The following is a 16,923-nucleotide window of genomic DNA, read 5'->3' as shown; positions in this document are numbered from 1 at the left end:
CGGAAATATCGATTGAAAAAGAGGGATGATAAATGGAGATAAAACAATTAATTACATTTAAAGTAGCAGCAGATACTTTGAACTTTACACAAACTGCGAAGAAATTAAACTTTGCTCAATCGAGCGTTACAGCACAAATTAAAACGTTAGAGGCTGAGCTCGGTACACCACTATTTGAGAGATTAGGGAAACGTCTTTTCTTAACTGAAGCAGGAAGAAAGTTTCAACTATATGCAGACAAGATAATCGCACTTAGTAACGAAGCAAAGACGGCCGTGAAAGATGATGAGGAAATAGCAGGTACGTTAATAATTGGTGCACAAGAAAGTCAATGTACATACAGACTGCCTTCTATATTAAAGAGGTTTAAAATACAATTCCCCAAAATAAAGCTTATATTTAAACCAGCACATTCCAATAAAGATGCGAAGGAACAATTGATGGAGGGAAAAGTAGATCTTGCATTTATTTTGGACGAATGTAAAACAGAAGATGTTTTACATGTGGAACCACTTATGAAAGAAGAATTAAAAGTAGTAGCTGCTCCAGGGCATATTTTACTTGAACAGACTACTGTTTCTATAAAAGATTTAGAGAGTGAAACACTTTTATTAACAGAATTAGGCTGCTCATATAGAACTTTATTTGAAGAGCTATTTCGCGGGGAAGATCTATATCCAGCAAATAAAATTGAGTTTGTTAGTGTGGAAGCAATTAAACAATGTGTTATTGCAGATTTAGGTATAGCCGTTTTACCAGCGATAGTAGTAGAAAAAGATATACGGGAAGGGACGTTAAAGGAGTTAATGTTAAACGAAACAATACCTCCAATATACACACAAATTGCTTGGCATAAAGATAAATGGATGACAGCACCACTGCAGCAATTTATTGATGTAACGAGGGAGTTTTTTACAACAAATTAAGTGGAGAAATATTTATTTTATATAAAAGAAAAAATGGCAATTTTGTATAAAGAACCGATGCTTGAATATAACAAGTATCGGTTCTTTTATGTTTTAAATAAAGGATGCTATAAAATGTGTATTTCTCAACTTTTTTTCTTACAAGGATAAGTAAAGTTCTTCGTATATTCCAATAATCATAAGGGAATTTACAACGTTAATTCGTTTTTGTAAGATGCCTCTAGGAAGCATGGAAGGAGGGCTGACACAGCAGTATAGGTTGTGTTTAGTATACATAATCATTTTGAGGGGGAATTAAAAATGTTTAAAAAGTTAATGAAAGTATGTGTGTTAAGTGTAGCGAGTGTAGGGGTATTATTTAGTTTTCAAGAAAGTACATTTGCAGCTACTGATCTGAGTAGCTATTATGACGGAAAAAATCCAGCAACAACGAAAGTATACGGGGGAAGTACAACATGTGATGCAGATGGATTTAATGCAAAGTCTACAGCAGTTTATGAAGGTAGTAAAAAAGTAGGAACAGTGTATTTACGTTACAGTAATACATGTCATGCGGCATGGTCTAAGCTTGTTTTAGATCAACCAGCACCTTCTGTTTCTGGAGGAGTATATGCTTACGCTGTTATTAATAAATATAAAAATGGTGTATTCCAAAAATCAGTAGATTCTAATAGTGGTAATGGAGCAATTAAAACGGGGCAAACGAGCACTTATACAGGAATGGTGTTTGATTTAACTGCTGATTTTGGTTATACAGCTGATGCCGAAGCAGTGACGATTAATAATGGTTACGGGAAAACTGGACGTTATTAATAAAGGAGTGGAATCCTGTGAAACTTATTAAAAAGGTAAGCGCATGTCTTTGTCTGGCATTGCTCGTCGTAACTAGTGTGTTTAGTACGACCAATAATGATAAAGCATTTGCAGAAGACCATTCGTATGATGGGAAAAGTCCGTATTACAATAGTTGTGATCAATCAGCAGTAACGAAAGAAAAGAAGTGGATTGATTCAAATTCTTATGTGGAATTAAAATTTAGCACGACGTGTAAGACAGCATGGGCAAAAGTTACTGTAACTCGCCTGGCAGTTTATAATAATGAAGCTGATGCAAGAATTATTAGAAAAACAGATGGAAAGGCATACACTTGCGGAAGTGCTGGAGGAAATGGTGTTGTAAATAAAGGGCAAACATCATGCTATACGCCAATGGTATATGATTTAGATCCAAGAAAAGCACAAGCGCAGGGGAAACATGCAATTCCGAATAGTGATGCATATAATTATACGGAGACTATTTGGTATTGATACGATTATACATGTTTTAAGAGCTGTTATTTGATATAAAAATGAAAGAGCCTTACTGCATTTTATTGTGGTAAGGTTCTTTAAAATTGTTTAATAGATTAAGTACATTCATTTACAAAGGTCTCTCTATATAATCGCTTTTAAGTATGGCCATAATAATTTCATCTGAGTATGTATCGTTATAAAATAAAGATTGACGTAAGGTTCCTTCTTTTGCAAAACCAACTTTTTCATAAGCTTTAATTCCGCGTAAATTATGGCTAAATACTTCTAACTGTAAACGATTTAATGATAGTTGTTCAAAAACAAATCTTAAAACTATTTTAATAGCTTCAGTTCCATAACCTTGTCCTGTTAATGCTATTGAAAACATTGATATTCTGAATCCTGCTCTTTTGTTCTCCTCATCGATATCTAAAATCGACAACTCTCCAATCATCTCTTCAGTACTTTGTAAACAAATAGCGAAATCATAGCGACTTGAATCATTATTTATATGATCTATATGTTTCGTAATTTGCTCCAATGAAAAAGTGGACTTAGTTCCAGTCATATATCTTATTTCATCATCCATTGTACTTTCTAATATAATAGGAGCATCTAGCTGGCAAAGAGGCCTTAAATAAATTCTTTCGCTCTCTAATCTCATTATAATTTTCTCCTTTAGTTAGTAATTGAATGTATAAATACTTAAACTTTCTTCAATGAGTTACATAAAAAATATGAACCTTAATTCGATGTTACATGAATTTTATAATGGTATGGTATACCTAAAACAAATAATAAAAGTTTTATACACTACAAAATGTATCAACGAGTTTTTTGATCATACTATTATTCTTGCTGCTCATTCCGCTTTGAAATGAACATGAATGTATTAACTAAGGTCTGTATCAGGAGGAGTATATCCAAGGTGCCTAGCCATTGATACAATTTGTCCTTTATGATGAAACTCATGAGTTTCCGTATGAGTTAAAAGCCATAGCGGAGTTGTACTCCAAGGCTCTTTTTGCCACTTTACTTCATTTGCAATATTTTCGAGCCAACGTTCATTGTATTCATCTAAAAAACGTTGTACAGTCTCATCTACTAACTTAAATCTAGCGCGAACTTTTTTCACATCTGCATGCTCAATTTCGTAATCGCTAGCAAATGAAAAGTCTACTCGCTTTTGTTTAAATGCGAATGATCCAAGCCAGTATCGGTAGCAATCGGCTACATGAATATGAGTCTTTATAATGCTACCGCTCCCGAAATTCGGAACAGTGCTATGTAATTTTTCTAGTGGGATTTCTTCTAAAAATGTGAATAGAGTTTCTCTTGTAGAGCTAATAAGATTATATTGTTGTTTTAAAATATGCATCATGCAAGTACACTCCTCCTTTATTTACATAGTAAGTAATTCTATATTTACGAGGAGTGAACCTTTTTATTATTTTTAATAAGCATATTAGATGTATTTCTTATTTGTTTCTGATAGATTAAACAAGGTGAAACTTTAATAAGTTGAACATTCTTAGTTCATAATAAATTGTACATGAAGAAGGGGAACGATAAAATGAATAGACTAGTTGGCTTAAAACAATTTGAAATAACGCGCGGTGCATTACTTACATTTATGGAGACGCTAGATGATAAAACTGCAGATACGCAGCCAGAGGGTTTTAACAATACAATTCGCTGGCATATCGGTCATGTGTTAACGGCAGCAGAAGTTTTCATGTTTGGAAAAGAATTCAAACAATTACCAACGGAATATCCAGGTATGTTTGGATATGGATCAAGACCATCTAAATGGAAAACAGAAGGACCGTCATTAGAAGTATTAATGGCCCAATTAAAAGAACAAGCAAAACGTATTAACGAAATGCCAGCAAAAGCATTTGAAAATAAACTGCCAGAGCCGTTCCTAGGACTAGAAACAGTTGGTGAGCTTTACGGTATGATGCTTTATCATGAAGCAGATCATATTGGACAAATGAAGGCGATGGAACGTATTATTAAAGCTCTTTAGTCTTAATTGCATATAACAAGCAATACAGGTGTAATGTTAAATGATATAAACAAAAAAGGTAGATAAATTATTATCTACCTTTTTTGTTTAACTTCTTGAAGGATTAGGGATTATCATCGTGATGCTGATGAAGAAGGATAAGAGGATTTTATAATTTTTATGGTGTGATTATTAATTGTAGTATTCCTAAATATGGAATATAAGTATAATGATAGAGAAGAACTAGAAATAGGGGTGAATACTATGATTACATTAGAGCAAAAGTTGGAGCAATATAAACATACATATGTACAGTTAAAGGGAGAACTAAAATGGAAAACGAGCGATTCTCGAACAGGAATGATGATTGCTGCTATGTATGCAGGTAGTGATAAACTGTTTGATCTCGGACGTTTTTTAGAAATTAGTAGTTATATTAAGAATCAGGTAGGGATGTTTTCATACTTAAAGTCTTATCATCGTTTTGTAGTGGCAGCAACATTAGATATTCACTTTACAGATTACCAGAAAGCTTTTCGGGAGTTTTTAGATTTATATGAACAATTGGTCACTGGTGGGTTTAGCCGGAGTATATTTACTTATCTCGCAGCAGCTGTACTTTTAACAGAAGAAAATGAACAGCATGGCGCGCACATTCAACGCTCGATGCAAGTATATAAACGCATGAAAAAGGATCACCTCTTTCTTACAAGTACAAATGATTATCCGCTCGCGGTTTTATTAGCAGGACAATCAGAGAATGTAGACACACTTATGGACCGAGTGGAACGCCTTTATCAGAAACTAGCGACAGCTGGTTTGCATAAAGGGAATGATCTTCAATTTTTGAGTCATATTCTTTCACTAAAGAAGGATGTCAGGGAAGAACTGTTAGTCGCAAAATGCACAAATATATGGAATTTGTTAAAGCAAGAAAAGGTAAAAGTAAAACAGATGCATTACCCAGCTATCGGGTTACTAGCGTTACTCGAGGATGGAGAAAAAGAGATTCATTCTATTAGAGCATTTATTGAAAAATTGCAGGGGGATAAATTGTTCCGTTGGCATACAGATACAAATATTCTTATTGCTATTCAACTGTTCGTAAGTCAGAAAGGTGAGGAAAGTAAAACTACCAACACAGGTTTACAAACAATGATAGAAGTCCTCATACAAGCACAACAGGCTGCTATGATGGCAACGATTGCCGCTTCATCTGCAGCAACATCTTCTGCTAGTAGTAGTTCATAATGTGTAAATCCTTTAATAAGGAAGGTAAAAAGCCCATCACTTTCTAATTAGTGATGGGCTAACTATTTTTACATAATCAGCATTATTTTTTCGACTCTTTCAAATGTTTGAGTTGTGTAACAATCATAATGCTAATAACAACGAGTAAAAACCATGAGCTGATTTTACTTAAGTGAACGAGATTCCAAGTTTCCCGTTGGTTTGGATATTGCCATGCACCGAAAAATGTTGCGATGTTTTCTGCAATCCAAATAAAGAATCCGATAAGAAAAAAGGAGAGAACGAGCGGCATTTTATATGTAACGCCTCGTAATGAAAATTCCACAAATGTTCGAAAGAAAACGATGAATAGAAGTAACGTTAAGAACCATCTAAAATCGTATAGAAAATGATGTGTGAAAAAATTGAAGTAAATCAGTGCTCCTAGAGGTATTACAAAAATAGCTTTCGGCCAATGATGCATTTGTAAATGCAATCTTCTCCACGCTTGGCATATGTAACTGGCAACACTTGCATACATAAAGCCGCTGTAAAGTGGAACTCCAAAAACCTTTGAATATGCCTCTTCCGGATAACTTCATGAACCGAAATGAACTTTATATATTTCTAGTAAAAGGCCGATGAGGTGGAAGACAGTAATTACTTTTAATTCGTCTTTCGTCTCAAGGCCAGTCTTGTACATAACCCACTGCATAAGAAGGCATACGATGAGTATGAAATCGTAGCGGTATAACCCTGGGATCGAAACGATTTTTGAAAGGGCTAGTGTTAAGAAAATAACGACTGGGAATAAGCAGGATAATGCTTGTTCATAAGTAAAATAGAGTAGTTGTTTTATATAACATTGCATCACCTTGGATGTTTTTATTTGAAAACTCAAAATAATGATTAAGTATACTACACTTTTAAAAATAAGCTAGTATTCTATTTTGCGTGTATTTGTAAGTTTTGGAAGGGAATTGTAATGAGTATTTTAATATTTAACGAAGCAAAAAAATAGTTTGCTATTTAAAAAAAGTGAGGATATAATATCTAAATGAAAATGATAATTATTATCAGTAATGATTATAAATTAAAAATAATTATAAAAAACAACTGCATATAAAGGATGAAATGAAACATGTTACATAAGTCTACTATACATGCTGGCAATAACCGCTGGATACATATTAAGTTCATATGTTTTATGAGCTTAACAATTATATGTTTAATTGGATCTATATTTTTGGCCGTCGCATTTGGTGCAAAGGATATTCATTTGCAAACGGTGTGGACAGCGGTTTTTGATTACAATCCGAAATTAACGCAGCATCAAATCATTTACGAATTAAGGCTCCCAAGGGTAATTGGCGCAGCAGTTGTAGGAGCGGCTTTTGCGGTCGCTGGGGCTGTTATGCAAGGAGTAACACGAAATCCTTTAGCTGATGCAGGTGTACTTGGCATAAATGCAGGTGCGATGTTTGTAGTAGCACTTAGTTTTGCCTTTTTTCCGCATATGCCGTATTCCTATTTAATGATTGTCTCCTTTATTGGAGCGGTCTTAAGTACAGTACTCATTTTTATTATCGGATCGGCCACATCAGGCGGATTAACACCGATGAGATTAACGATCGCTGGGGCAGTTATGGCTGCGCTTTTACATTCGTTAAGTTCAGGTGTCGCGATTTATTATGACTTAAGTCAAGATTTAGCTTTTTGGTACGCTGGTGGTGTTGCAGGGGTTAAGTGGGAACACTTGAAATTTTTAGTTCCTATTATTCTCATAACAATTGTTTTTGCGACAATTTTAGGGCGGTCTATTTCACTCATATCAATGGGGGATGATGTCGCTACGAATTTAGGAGTAAAAACGAACCGAACGAGAATACTAGGGATGATTATAGTAGTCATTCTTGCAGGTGTATCTGTTTCAGCTGTTGGCTCTATTGGATTTGTAGGACTAGTTATCCCGCATATTGCTAGAAAATTAGTTGGTGTGAATTATCGACTCATTATTCCTATGTCAGCATTATTAGGTGCTATGTTATTAGTTTTAGCTGACCTAGGGGCAAGAACAGTAAACCCTCCTAAAGAACTGGCGATAGGAATTATGGTGGCTCTTGTTGGAGTTCCGTTCTTCCTCTATATAGCACGTAAAGTTGGGAGGGAGTTGTAAGTGAAGAAGATTTTAAACACAGATAAAACGAGAGCCGTTACTATAACTACAATATTTGGTTGTATTAGTATCGCTGTCATTTTGCTTAGCTTAAATACGGGGACACTTAGCATTGCACCGCTCAAAGTAATTCAAACGCTTTTCGGTCATGGTGATTTTGAGAGTGCAACCGTGCTGTACGATTATCGTATGCCAAGAATTATAATCACAATGTTAGCTGGTATTGGCCTTGGGATTTCCGGTGCGATTTTGCAAGGGTTATCAAGGAATGCGTTGGCCGATCCTGGTATTCTTGGACTGCATGCAGGTGCATCTTTCGGGCTAATTATATTCGTTACTTTCTTTCATTCTATTAATGAGAATGCATCGATATTAATACCGTTATTTACATTTGGCGGAGGAGTATTAGCTGCATTTCTTATTATTTTACTTGCGAGTGATCGATCAAAAGGTTTACTTCCCATTAGACTTATTCTCGTTGGTATTGCGGTTTCAGCTGGCTTTAGTGCAATTTCGTTATTTTTCTCTCTCAAGTTAAATGATGAGACATATACATTCGCTTCTAGATGGTTAGTTGGTAACGTGTGGGGAAGGGATTGGATTCATGTCCTTGCATTATTACCTTGGATTTTCATACTAACTCCGTATGCATGGCTAAAATCTAAAACGTTAAATGCATTGTCACTCGGTGATAGTGTGGCAGCGGGACTTGGTGTTTCTGTTCAAAAAGAACGGTTACTCCTTTTAGCTACAGCGGTTGGATTATCTTGCGCGAGTGTATCGATGGCAGGAGGGATTGGTTTTATTGGTTTAGTTGCTCCGCATATTGCAAGAAAGTTAGTAGGTACTACGTATCAACATTTCCTTCCACTAGCTGGCATTATCGGAATGATTATTTTAGTGCTAGCAGATACGATAGGTCGTTCTATATTTGAGCCAAACTCTATTCCAGCTGGTGTAGTAGTGGCAGCTTTAGGAGCGCCGTATTTTCTTTATTTACTTACAAAAACAAAATAAATACTTCAAAGAGGAGAACATATGAAAAAGAAACTTACTATTTTATTTAGCATCATGTGTATTTTAGTATTAGCAGCATGTGGTCAAACGAAATCTAATGAAGAGGCAACGAAAAAAACGGAAAAAAGTAATGACCCAAAAATTGCTTCAATGTCTATTCATTTAACAAATGATTTACTTGCATTAGGAATTACACCAGTAGGTTCTGTTATTGGTGGAGATTTAAAAGATTTCTTACCGCACGCTAAAGAGAAGTTGAAAGATACGAAGAAGCTTGGTGTTGTAACAGATCCGAATATGGAAGCGTTACTTCAATTAAAGCCAACTGACATTTATGTTGATGAAAAATATGCTGGTAAAGATGTAGCGAAATACGAAAAAATTGCAAAAACACATTCTTTCAATTTAGATGAAGGTACGTGGAGAGATCATTTAAAACAAGTTGGTAAACTTGTAAACCGTGAGAAAGAAGCAGATAAATATATTCAAGATTACGAAGAGCAATCAAAACGAGTAAAAGGTTTAATAGATAAAGAGCTAGGTAATAACGAAAAAGTAATGGCAATTCGCGTTACTGCAAAAGAATTGCGTGTATTTAGTACGAAAAGACCGATGGGACCAATTTTATTCCAAGACTTAGGGTTACAGCCTGCAAATGGTGTAGAGAAAATTGATGGAAACCGCCCTTTCGAAGTCATTTCACAAGAAGTATTACCTGACTTTGATGCAGATGCGATTTTCGTTGTTGTAAATAGAGATGATAAAGCAAAAGCAGCATTTAAACAACTTCAAGAAACGCCAATTTGGAAAGACTTAAAAGCAGTTAAAGGCAAGCACGTATACATTATCAATGATCAACCATGGCTGGACTATTCTGCTTTAGGAAACAAAATGGCAATGGATGAAGCGGAGAAAATGTTTACGAAATAATATAGTTTTGCTATTAGGAAAGGCCCTCTAAATTTGGAGGGCCTTTCTATTATTGTTAGAATAAATAAAAAATTATACAATGAAGTTAATTCAATATGGAGGAGATGTGCCAATGTCAGCGCTTATTGTAAGTATCCCGTTTATGAAACAGTTTATGGAATAAGGGGATAAATAGTCTAAAATAAGTATCCCTGTTATTTAAAAGGGGGAGTTTGAAATGACAATGAATCTTTTTCGAAATAAAACGATTAAATTATCAGCTATGAGAGAAACAGATGCTGAAGTAATGGCTATGTGGCAAGAAGATAGTGAGTATTTAAGAAATGTTGATACAGATGTAGCATTCCCGCAATCTTTAAATGAAATAGCAAGTGATGAGTTATTAAAAGGACGGAGATCGAATAGTGTTTCTTTCATGGTATAGAGTGGAATAACAAAACAGGTTTATTAGCCATTGGTATAGGAGATGCGAATGATAGAGGAAAAGGATATGGGAAAGAAGCAATACATCTTATTCTAAAGTATGCTTTCTATGAATTGAATTTACACCGCATCGGTCTCGATGTTATTTCGTATAATAAACCTGCCATTGCATTGTATAAAAAGATGGGTTTTCAAATGGAAGGCTGTATGAGAGAAGCGGTTCAAAGAGATGGGAAGTGTTTTGACCGTATGATTATGGGGATATTGCGGGATGAATGGATAGAGCTGCAAGGTTAGAAAGTACATTCGAAATTATATATGTAGTATGCAGGAGATATAATGGTAATTGGCGAAAATTTACAGTGTGTTGATTGAATTTATAAGGAGTCATGTAAAATGAATTTAGAAAAGGCAAAACCAGTAAATGAAGAGGTCGCCGAATTAAAAGAACTTATTAAAGAGTTACACGGAAGTGTGCACCAACTTCAAAGTGAAGTGCAGCAACTAAGGCACGAAAGACCAGTTGTTGAAGTGAGAAAAGGTGTTCAATTATCACCAACAATTGTCGGACAAATTGGTGGTATGATTTTAGGTGGTTTAGCAATTATCGGTATATTTTGGTGATGAAAAAAGGTTTGCAGCACGGATGCTGCAAACCTTTTGTATTTGACGATATAATTTCATGCAATGCAACTTTTACATTAAATAACGTAAATATATATAAGCATGTGATAACAAGAGTGCAACAATAGTTAATGGTAAACCAATTTTTAAGAAGTCCATATAAGAGAAGCCATGTCCTTCACGTTTTGCAATACCAGCAACGACTACGTTTGCAGATGCACCGATTAGTGTTCCATTTCCTCCTAAGCAAGCTCCAAGAGATAACGCCCACCATAGTACTTCGATTTGCGGAGAATCGACAGATAGTCCGAGTCCTGTAGCTAAGTCTTGAATAAGAGGAATCATCGTTGCGACAAATGGGATGTTGTCGATTGTCGCAGATGCGATGCCAGATACCCATAAAATAAGTATAGCTGCGAATCCGATGTCACCGTTTGTTACGTCGATTACTTCTCTTGCAAGTGAAGAGATAAGTCCGATATCAATTAACCCGCCAACGAGAACAAATAATCCGGCGAAGAAGAAAATGGTTACCCATTCAACATGGGCAAATACATCTTCAATATCATGTTCTTTCACGCCGATTAACATAAGAAGTGTAGCGCCTGTCATCGCGATAACAGCAGCGTCTACATGAATAATCGAATGAAGTACGAAGCCTAAAATAGTTAGTCCTAAAATCGAAATAGATTTTAAAAGGAGGCTTTGATCTTTAATGTAATCTTTTTCGTTTAATGCCATTAGTTTTTCGATTTGTTCAGGTGTTGTTTTTAGTTTGTTACGATACATGAAGTAAATAATGCCAAGTGTCACGATAGAAATAATAATTACGATTGGAGCTAAGTTAAGTAAAAAGGCGTTAAAGTCTAAATGCTTGTTTGCTGATCCAATCATAATATTAGGTGGATCACCGATTAATGTTGCTGTTCCGCCTATATTTGAAAACAGCACTTCTGAAATCAAATAAGGCACAGGATTTACTTTTAAAATACGTGTAATGGATAATGTAACAGGAACGATTAATAAAACAGTCGTTACATTGTCCAAAAATGCTGATCCGACAGCAGTTAATAGGGATAGTAATAATAAAATGCGAATTGGTTTTCCACCAGCTGCTTTTGCCGCTTTAATGGCCACAAATTCAAAGACGCCTGATTGACTCGTAATATGTACGAGAATCATCATCCCAATTAAAAGGGTAATCGTTTCCCATTGAATATGTGATGTGAAAGCAGTATGTAAATCTACAACTCCAAAAATAATCATAATAGCAGCACCGAATAGTGCGATTACAGCACGATTCAATTTCTCAGAAATAATAAATCCGTACGTGATTAAAAATACGGCAATTGCAAAATAATATTGCCAATTTGCTACTTCATGTGCTGACTGTTCCAATCATGTCACCTTCTTTAAATTATGTATTCAATTGTCGAAATGTATCTCGCTGCAATAATACGGGATAAAATATATTGTAGCAAATTCAAAAAAGAAAGAAAACTATTTAACAAAGTGAAGGAAAAAATGTATTTTTTACATATCATATAAAAAATATAAAAAACACAGTGCAAATTATTAGGAAAAGTGAGCGTTGTCCTCTAATATAGAGATAGCAATTTACATTATTTTTGCGTAAAATGGTTTAAAGAGGTGAATTCCGATGGAAATAGTAAAAGATAGTTCTCTTATTCAAAATGAAATTGAACGTTTTGTAAATAAAGATGTATATATTCATTTAGAAACGACAAACGGAGCGTATGCATCACACATAAATGAAAAGATGATGACAGTTGGTGCTTTCATTCGAAATGCGATTATCCGTTTTGAACGCGGGAAGATAACTGGAACAAATCCATACCGAGTTGGTTTGAAAATGGATCACGGTTGGGTATATGCTGAAGGTATTACGCACTGGGAAGTAGACGATCAAGAGCGTTTATTATTAGCTGGACATGATAATTTAGGTCGTCTAGCAGTTGCACTTGAGTTAAGCTTAACACCATTTAAGTAAGAAGGAGGGAAACTTATGGAGAGACATGTACTTGTTGTATTTCCGCATCCAGATGATGAAGCATATGCTGCGGGAGGAACAATTCGCTTATTAACAGATCAAGGAGTACCTGTAACGTATGCATGTGGTACTCTAGGACAAATGGGGCGTAACATGGGTAAGAACGTATTCGCTAACCGTGAAACGATTCCACATATCCGTAAGAAAGAATTGAAAGATGCTTGTGAAGCGATGGGTATTAAAGATTTAAGAATGCTTGGCTTCCATGATAAAACGTTAGAATTTGAAGATGTTGATTTCGTTGCTGACAAAATTGAAGCAATTATTCAAGAAGTAAATCCATCTCGAATTATTACATTTTATCCAGAGCACGGTGTACATCCAGATCATAATGCATTTGGCCGCGCTGTCGTTCGCGCTGTATCACGTATGCCAAAAGAAGAGCGCCCAGTTATCCATGCTGTTGCGATTACGAAAAATCGTGAAGCAGTATTAGGAGAACCGGATGTTGTAAATAACATTAGTGAAGTATTTGATCATAAATTAACTGCATTAGGTGCGCACCGTTCACAAACAGAAGCAATGCTTGAAGACACGCATGCAAAAATAAAAAACAAAGATGCAGCAACATTAAAATGGCTGCAACTTGAACAGTTTTGGACTTATAAATGGGAGTAGGCTAGAAGGATACCTTCTAGTTGCTCTTACATAGAAAAAGCGCCGTCACTTGTGATGGCGCTTTTTCTTGTTGAAGACTATATATTTCTTAGGGTGCTTCAAAATTTTTAAATTAACGTGCAGTATAGCCTCCATCAACAAGAAGTGTTGTACCGTTAACAAAACTAGCATCATCACTTGCTAAAAATAAGACAGCTTTAGCGACTTCTTCTGGTGTTCCAAGTCTGCCTTGTGGATGAAGTGAAGCTAAATATTCTTTCTGTTCAGGATTAACACTACCAAGTAAAGGGGTGTCAATATAACCGGGGCACACCGCATTAATACGTATTCCATATTTAGCGTAGGCAGTACATAAATTTTGAGTTAATAGTTTCACACCACCTTTTGCAGAGGAGTATGCTGTTGGGGTAGGTAATGAAACAAAACTATGAATCGAACCAGCGTTAACGATGACACCACCTGTACCTTGTTTAAGGAATTGTTCAATCGAATATTTATCAGAAAGGAATACCCCAGACAAATTAATATCAATAGTTCTTTTCCACTTTTCATAGGATAATTCGTTTGCTGGTGCATCATCAGCAACGCCGGCATTGGCATACATAATATCTAATTTACCGTATGTACTTACTGTCTCATGAATTAGCTGTTTAATATCTGCCTCTTTTGTTACATCAGTTTTAATAAATAACGTATTATATCCATGTGCATTCAATTCATCTGATAGTTCTTTTCCACGTTCAGAAAAGTCAGCAATAACTACTTTTGCACCTTCTTCGATAAAAAGACGAACAGTAGATTCGCCAATTCCACTTGCACCACCAGTTATGATTGCTACTTTGTCTTTCAATTTCATATAAACCTCTCCATTCATCAATGAATTTAAGTCGAATTTTTAAATCTGGTTATATCACTATTAACCTTAAATAGTAAGTAGATAGAAGAAAAAGCTCGCGTTTACTTAATTGTGAGAGTGCTATTTTTTCTTTAGTGTACTTTTTGATACAGTTATGGACGAAAATATTAATTTGGTCAATCTTATCATTAGATTGAATATTTGGTAAAGAGCTCTCGAACAGAGCGAGTACGGATGCTGAAAAATTAAAATAAATATGAAGTATTATTTGTAGGGTAAGGAACAAGGGGGAGAGAAGCATAACGAAAACTACTACTCTATTTAAATAGGAAAAAACCTTGCAGGGGGGCAAGGCTTTAAACAGGGTATTAAAAATGATTGATTTATTAAGAAGAACTTCTTCTTGTGAATAAACTAATTTTAGCATGATAACTCATATATATGTGTTACGAATTTGTGAATAAAAACTCAATGATAAAAGTATGAGTGAAAGGAAATAATGTATTTGAAATATGTATTATTACACAAAGTTTAGTTGAAATAGTGAGGAAAATAAAAAAGCGCAATGAGCAAAATAATTAAGAGACGAATTATATGAAAGATTAGTTGAACGCCTAATATTTAATTTGTTTTACTATATTATTAATTCCGATGATACAAAATTCAAGAAATGACTTATCAATATAAAAACAAAAAGTCCTTAGAATCTACGGCTTTAATATGAAAAGATTTTAATCATTGGGCATAAGGGAATTCTATATTGATTGGTTGAAAGAGGGGATTTGTATATGTAATTTCTTTTTTCATTTAATTCTTTAGAACTTATTTTTAATAATGTATATAAGAAGCGTATATTTTGAATTATTTAATAGAATAATATATATTTATATTGATTTAGTGATTTTAGTTTGTTAAAAATGGGGAAATCGATATGAAGGTTAAATTTGCCGTAATAAAAGATGAGAGCTTTGATTGTAGTTTATTGGAAACAAAATTATTGAAAACTTTTAAAGAAGTAGATTGTGAAGCAGATATTGTAAAGGTTGAGGATGAAATTTTTGAAAACAATGATGTACAAACGCATTTATCAGAAATAACCATTCATGTTACTGGAAAAAATATTGGATATAGATCCGTTTCAGCCAGTATATTTATTGTTCTAGAGAGTTTATCAATACAGCTATTTCGTATTCATATTAGTATACTTTAAGCAGTTCAAAAATTGGCTTCTTCAGAAAATCATACTGATTATATGGAGTTGTAAATATGAAAACAATAGAAATTATCGTAGGTGCTCCCGAATGGTGGATTGCACCTTGTTTGTTGTTAAATAAACAAGGGATTCCTTTTCTAATTTTAATGTATCTCAACGCTAATTTATAAATAGAAGAATGGAAACGTGTGAGTAATTCAATTAGATTGTACAAAAAATTTGGTACGCGGATATACGCAACGTATTCACAGATAAGAGGGTTGTCTCATAATATATATAGATTTTTCTATTAAGATGAACAGAGGGTGTGAATATATGGAAGATGTTTACGCTAAAATTGACAATCTCAAGGCGGAGCAAAAAGAAATTATGAGAGACATTCGAAATTTAGAAACGCGTACCACTATTAATGAGAAAGACATAGCAACAATCAATAAGCAATTAGAAAAAATAAGTACAAACACTACTTGGATTTTGCGAATTATTATTAGCGCGATAATAATGTCAGTTTTAGGATTAATATTAAAAGGAATGATTTAGTCTTGTGAAATAGGACGATATAAAAGAAAGAGGGGAACTCCCTCTTTCTTTTATGTAAATGAGAATCTATAAATTTTCCGTTTCCTTTTCGTCTGCATACTTATCCTCTAAGGAAATTAATAGAGGGATTGATATAGTTACTAGAATGATTAAAGTAGTTATAAAAGATTTAGAAAGAGAAAAAGAACCTTCAATTAAAGGTGATAAAAACTTGAATGAAAGTATACTTGTTATGAAGGAAATTACTAAAAAGCTAAAAAGAGAGGTATTTTTATTCTTTATAGATGTTTCTATAAAGTCTTTAACACAGGTTATTACAACAAATATAGTTAATATGATAAGAGAAACAAAATAATGTGTTAAATTCGTCATACTAATAGTAGAATCGTCTATTATGTAAGCAAGTAACTTAGATACTAATATTCCTCCAAACAATAAAATAATAAAAGCAAGTAATCCTTCCGATATATAAGTGCTGAAATTGTTTTTCTTGTTAAAAAGCTTATAGTTCAGAGTAGATTGGATTATTTGAATTAGGAATAGGGTAATAATCCATACATAATACACAAAGGGTAATTCTCCTGAGAATAGAGAAATTAGGAAGTTTAATACTGTCCTTAAAATTTCAATCATTACGAAAGTCCTCCTACTTGTTCAACTTTATGACATTAGGAATATATGAGTCTATCATTTTATAATCAGGTTCATTAATTCAAACTATTTCTAATTATTCCATAATAAGGAGTTCATATCAAGTTGTTATTTTTTATGGCGTGTATTATTTGTTCACTAATATAAAAAGAGCATTCGAAATGATAATACTAGAAAAATAAAAGTAATATGTAATATAATTGAAAAAGTATATTTAAAAATCGATGTTAATATTACCCTCCTATAAGTATTAGCATACGTAATTGAGGTGTTTTCTTTGTTGTTTTATGACCGGATTTCTATAATGGCCCCTCCTGTTCCGTAGCTTAGGAAAGTCTTTTTACTTCT

The 16,923-nt window shown here is 34.1% G+C and carries 18 protein-coding genes and 2 pseudogenes; 14 read left to right on the top strand and 6 right to left on the bottom strand.

Going from position 1 to position 16,923, the window contains the following annotated elements; genetic code table 11:
• The first annotated feature begins 32 nt into the window (after positions 1-32).
• The 3 genes from ACS2CR_RS16760 (at position 33) to ACS2CR_RS16750 (ending at position 2,233) form a co-directional block, all read left to right on the top strand.
• A complete protein-coding gene (locus ACS2CR_RS16760; protein WP_000403876.1) occupies positions 33-926 on the top strand; it encodes a LysR family transcriptional regulator in 894 nt (297 codons plus the stop codon).
• A 300-nt stretch (positions 927-1,226) separates the two neighbouring features.
• A complete protein-coding gene (locus tag ACS2CR_RS16755) occupies positions 1,227-1,739 on the top strand; it encodes a DUF2690 domain-containing protein (RefSeq protein WP_000473748.1) in 513 nt (170 codons plus the stop codon).
• Positions 1,740-1,756: 17 nt separating this feature from the next.
• Complete coding sequence (locus ACS2CR_RS16750; RefSeq protein ID WP_053512653.1) at positions 1,757-2,233, top strand: DUF2690 domain-containing protein; 477 nt, start codon at positions 1,757-1,759, stop codon at positions 2,231-2,233.
• A 112-nt stretch (positions 2,234-2,345) separates the two neighbouring features.
• On the opposite strand, the gene ACS2CR_RS16745 is transcribed toward ACS2CR_RS16750, so the two are convergent.
• Positions 2,346-2,882 (bottom strand): GNAT family N-acetyltransferase, encoded by a 537-nt coding sequence (locus tag ACS2CR_RS16745; protein ID WP_153602456.1) that lies wholly within the window; start codon positions 2,880-2,882, stop codon positions 2,346-2,348.
• A gap of 228 nt (positions 2,883-3,110) precedes the next feature.
• The gene (locus ACS2CR_RS16740; protein ID WP_053512652.1) at positions 3,111-3,599 is read right to left on the bottom strand and encodes a DinB family protein; all 489 of its coding nucleotides are present in this window, start codon (positions 3,597-3,599) and stop codon (positions 3,111-3,113) included.
• Between the two features lie 171 nt (positions 3,600-3,770).
• Here ACS2CR_RS16740 and ACS2CR_RS16735 point away from each other — a divergent pair, with 171 nt between their 5' ends.
• Both ACS2CR_RS16735 and ACS2CR_RS16730 read left to right on the top strand, forming a co-directional pair.
• Positions 3,771-4,247: a DinB family protein gene (locus ACS2CR_RS16735; RefSeq protein ID WP_140159916.1), complete on the top strand. Its 477-nt coding sequence runs from the start codon at positions 3,771-3,773 to the stop codon at positions 4,245-4,247.
• A 192-nt stretch (positions 4,248-4,439) separates the two neighbouring features.
• Entirely contained in the window at positions 4,440-5,477 is a 1,038-nt protein-coding gene (locus ACS2CR_RS16730; protein WP_002103418.1) for a DUF4003 domain-containing protein, read from the top strand.
• Positions 5,478-5,559: 82 nt separating this feature from the next.
• Here ACS2CR_RS16730 and ACS2CR_RS16725 read toward each other — a convergent pair.
• Positions 5,560-6,327 (bottom strand): annotated as a pseudogene (locus tag ACS2CR_RS16725) (DUF817 domain-containing protein).
• Between the two features lie 270 nt (positions 6,328-6,597).
• Between ACS2CR_RS16725 and ACS2CR_RS16720 the strand changes: the two are divergent.
• From ACS2CR_RS16720 to ACS2CR_RS16700, 5 genes and pseudogenes are all read left to right on the top strand, one after another.
• Entirely contained in the window at positions 6,598-7,632 is a 1,035-nt protein-coding gene (locus ACS2CR_RS16720) for a FecCD family ABC transporter permease (protein WP_000902703.1), read from the top strand.
• Positions 7,633-8,649, top strand: coding sequence for a FecCD family ABC transporter permease (locus ACS2CR_RS16715; protein ID WP_098570060.1), 1,017 nt, complete (start codon positions 7,633-7,635; stop codon positions 8,647-8,649).
• 21 nt (positions 8,650-8,670) lie between these two features.
• On the top strand, positions 8,671-9,579 hold the full coding sequence (locus ACS2CR_RS16710; RefSeq protein WP_053512649.1) for an iron-hydroxamate ABC transporter substrate-binding protein: 909 nt from the start codon (positions 8,671-8,673) through the stop codon (positions 9,577-9,579).
• Between the two features lie 217 nt (positions 9,580-9,796).
• Positions 9,797-10,299, top strand: a pseudogene (locus tag ACS2CR_RS16705) (GNAT family N-acetyltransferase).
• Positions 10,300-10,398: 99 nt separating this feature from the next.
• Positions 10,399-10,626, top strand: coding sequence for a hypothetical protein (locus tag ACS2CR_RS16700; RefSeq protein WP_001047304.1), 228 nt, complete (start codon positions 10,399-10,401; stop codon positions 10,624-10,626).
• A gap of 72 nt (positions 10,627-10,698) precedes the next feature.
• Here the strand turns inward: ACS2CR_RS16700 and ACS2CR_RS16695 are convergent, their stop codons facing one another.
• Complete coding sequence (locus tag ACS2CR_RS16695; protein ID WP_000437992.1) at positions 10,699-12,024, bottom strand: ArsB/NhaD family transporter; 1,326 nt, start codon at positions 12,022-12,024, stop codon at positions 10,699-10,701.
• A 262-nt stretch (positions 12,025-12,286) separates the two neighbouring features.
• On the opposite strand from ACS2CR_RS16695, the gene ACS2CR_RS16690 reads away from it, so the two are divergent.
• On the top strand, positions 12,287-12,637 hold the full coding sequence (locus tag ACS2CR_RS16690; protein WP_000407045.1) for a YojF family protein: 351 nt from the start codon (positions 12,287-12,289) through the stop codon (positions 12,635-12,637).
• A 15-nt stretch (positions 12,638-12,652) separates the two neighbouring features.
• Positions 12,653-13,315, top strand: coding sequence for a bacillithiol biosynthesis deacetylase BshB2 (bshB2, locus tag ACS2CR_RS16685; RefSeq protein WP_000439483.1), 663 nt, complete (start codon positions 12,653-12,655; stop codon positions 13,313-13,315).
• Positions 13,316-13,427: 112 nt separating this feature from the next.
• Here bshB2 and ACS2CR_RS16680 read toward each other — a convergent pair whose 3' ends face one another.
• Positions 13,428-14,171 (bottom strand): SDR family NAD(P)-dependent oxidoreductase, encoded by a 744-nt coding sequence (locus ACS2CR_RS16680; RefSeq protein WP_000768017.1) that lies wholly within the window; start codon positions 14,169-14,171, stop codon positions 13,428-13,430.
• A gap of 931 nt (positions 14,172-15,102) precedes the next feature.
• Between ACS2CR_RS16680 and ACS2CR_RS16675 the strand changes: the two genes are divergently transcribed.
• Complete coding sequence (locus ACS2CR_RS16675; protein WP_000865018.1) at positions 15,103-15,381, top strand: hypothetical protein; 279 nt, start codon at positions 15,103-15,105, stop codon at positions 15,379-15,381.
• Between the two features lie 318 nt (positions 15,382-15,699).
• Positions 15,700-15,924, top strand: a complete 225-nt coding sequence (locus tag ACS2CR_RS16670; protein WP_000390458.1) for a hemolysin XhlA family protein — start codon at positions 15,700-15,702, stop codon at positions 15,922-15,924.
• 66 nt (positions 15,925-15,990) lie between these two features.
• On the opposite strand, the gene ACS2CR_RS16665 is transcribed toward ACS2CR_RS16670, so the two are convergent.
• The gene (locus ACS2CR_RS16665; protein WP_053512648.1) at positions 15,991-16,557 is read right to left on the bottom strand and encodes a DUF5823 family protein; all 567 of its coding nucleotides are present in this window, start codon (positions 16,555-16,557) and stop codon (positions 15,991-15,993) included.
• Positions 16,558-16,923: the final 366 nt, after the last annotated feature.

This window comes from Bacillus cereus group sp. BceL291 (genome assembly GCF_051776705.1).
GTDB lineage: Bacteria > Bacillota > Bacilli > Bacillales > Bacillaceae_G > Bacillus_A > Bacillus_A cereus.
Note: the sequence above shows the minus strand (reverse complement) of the source record. Positions and strands in the feature narration are given on the sequence as shown.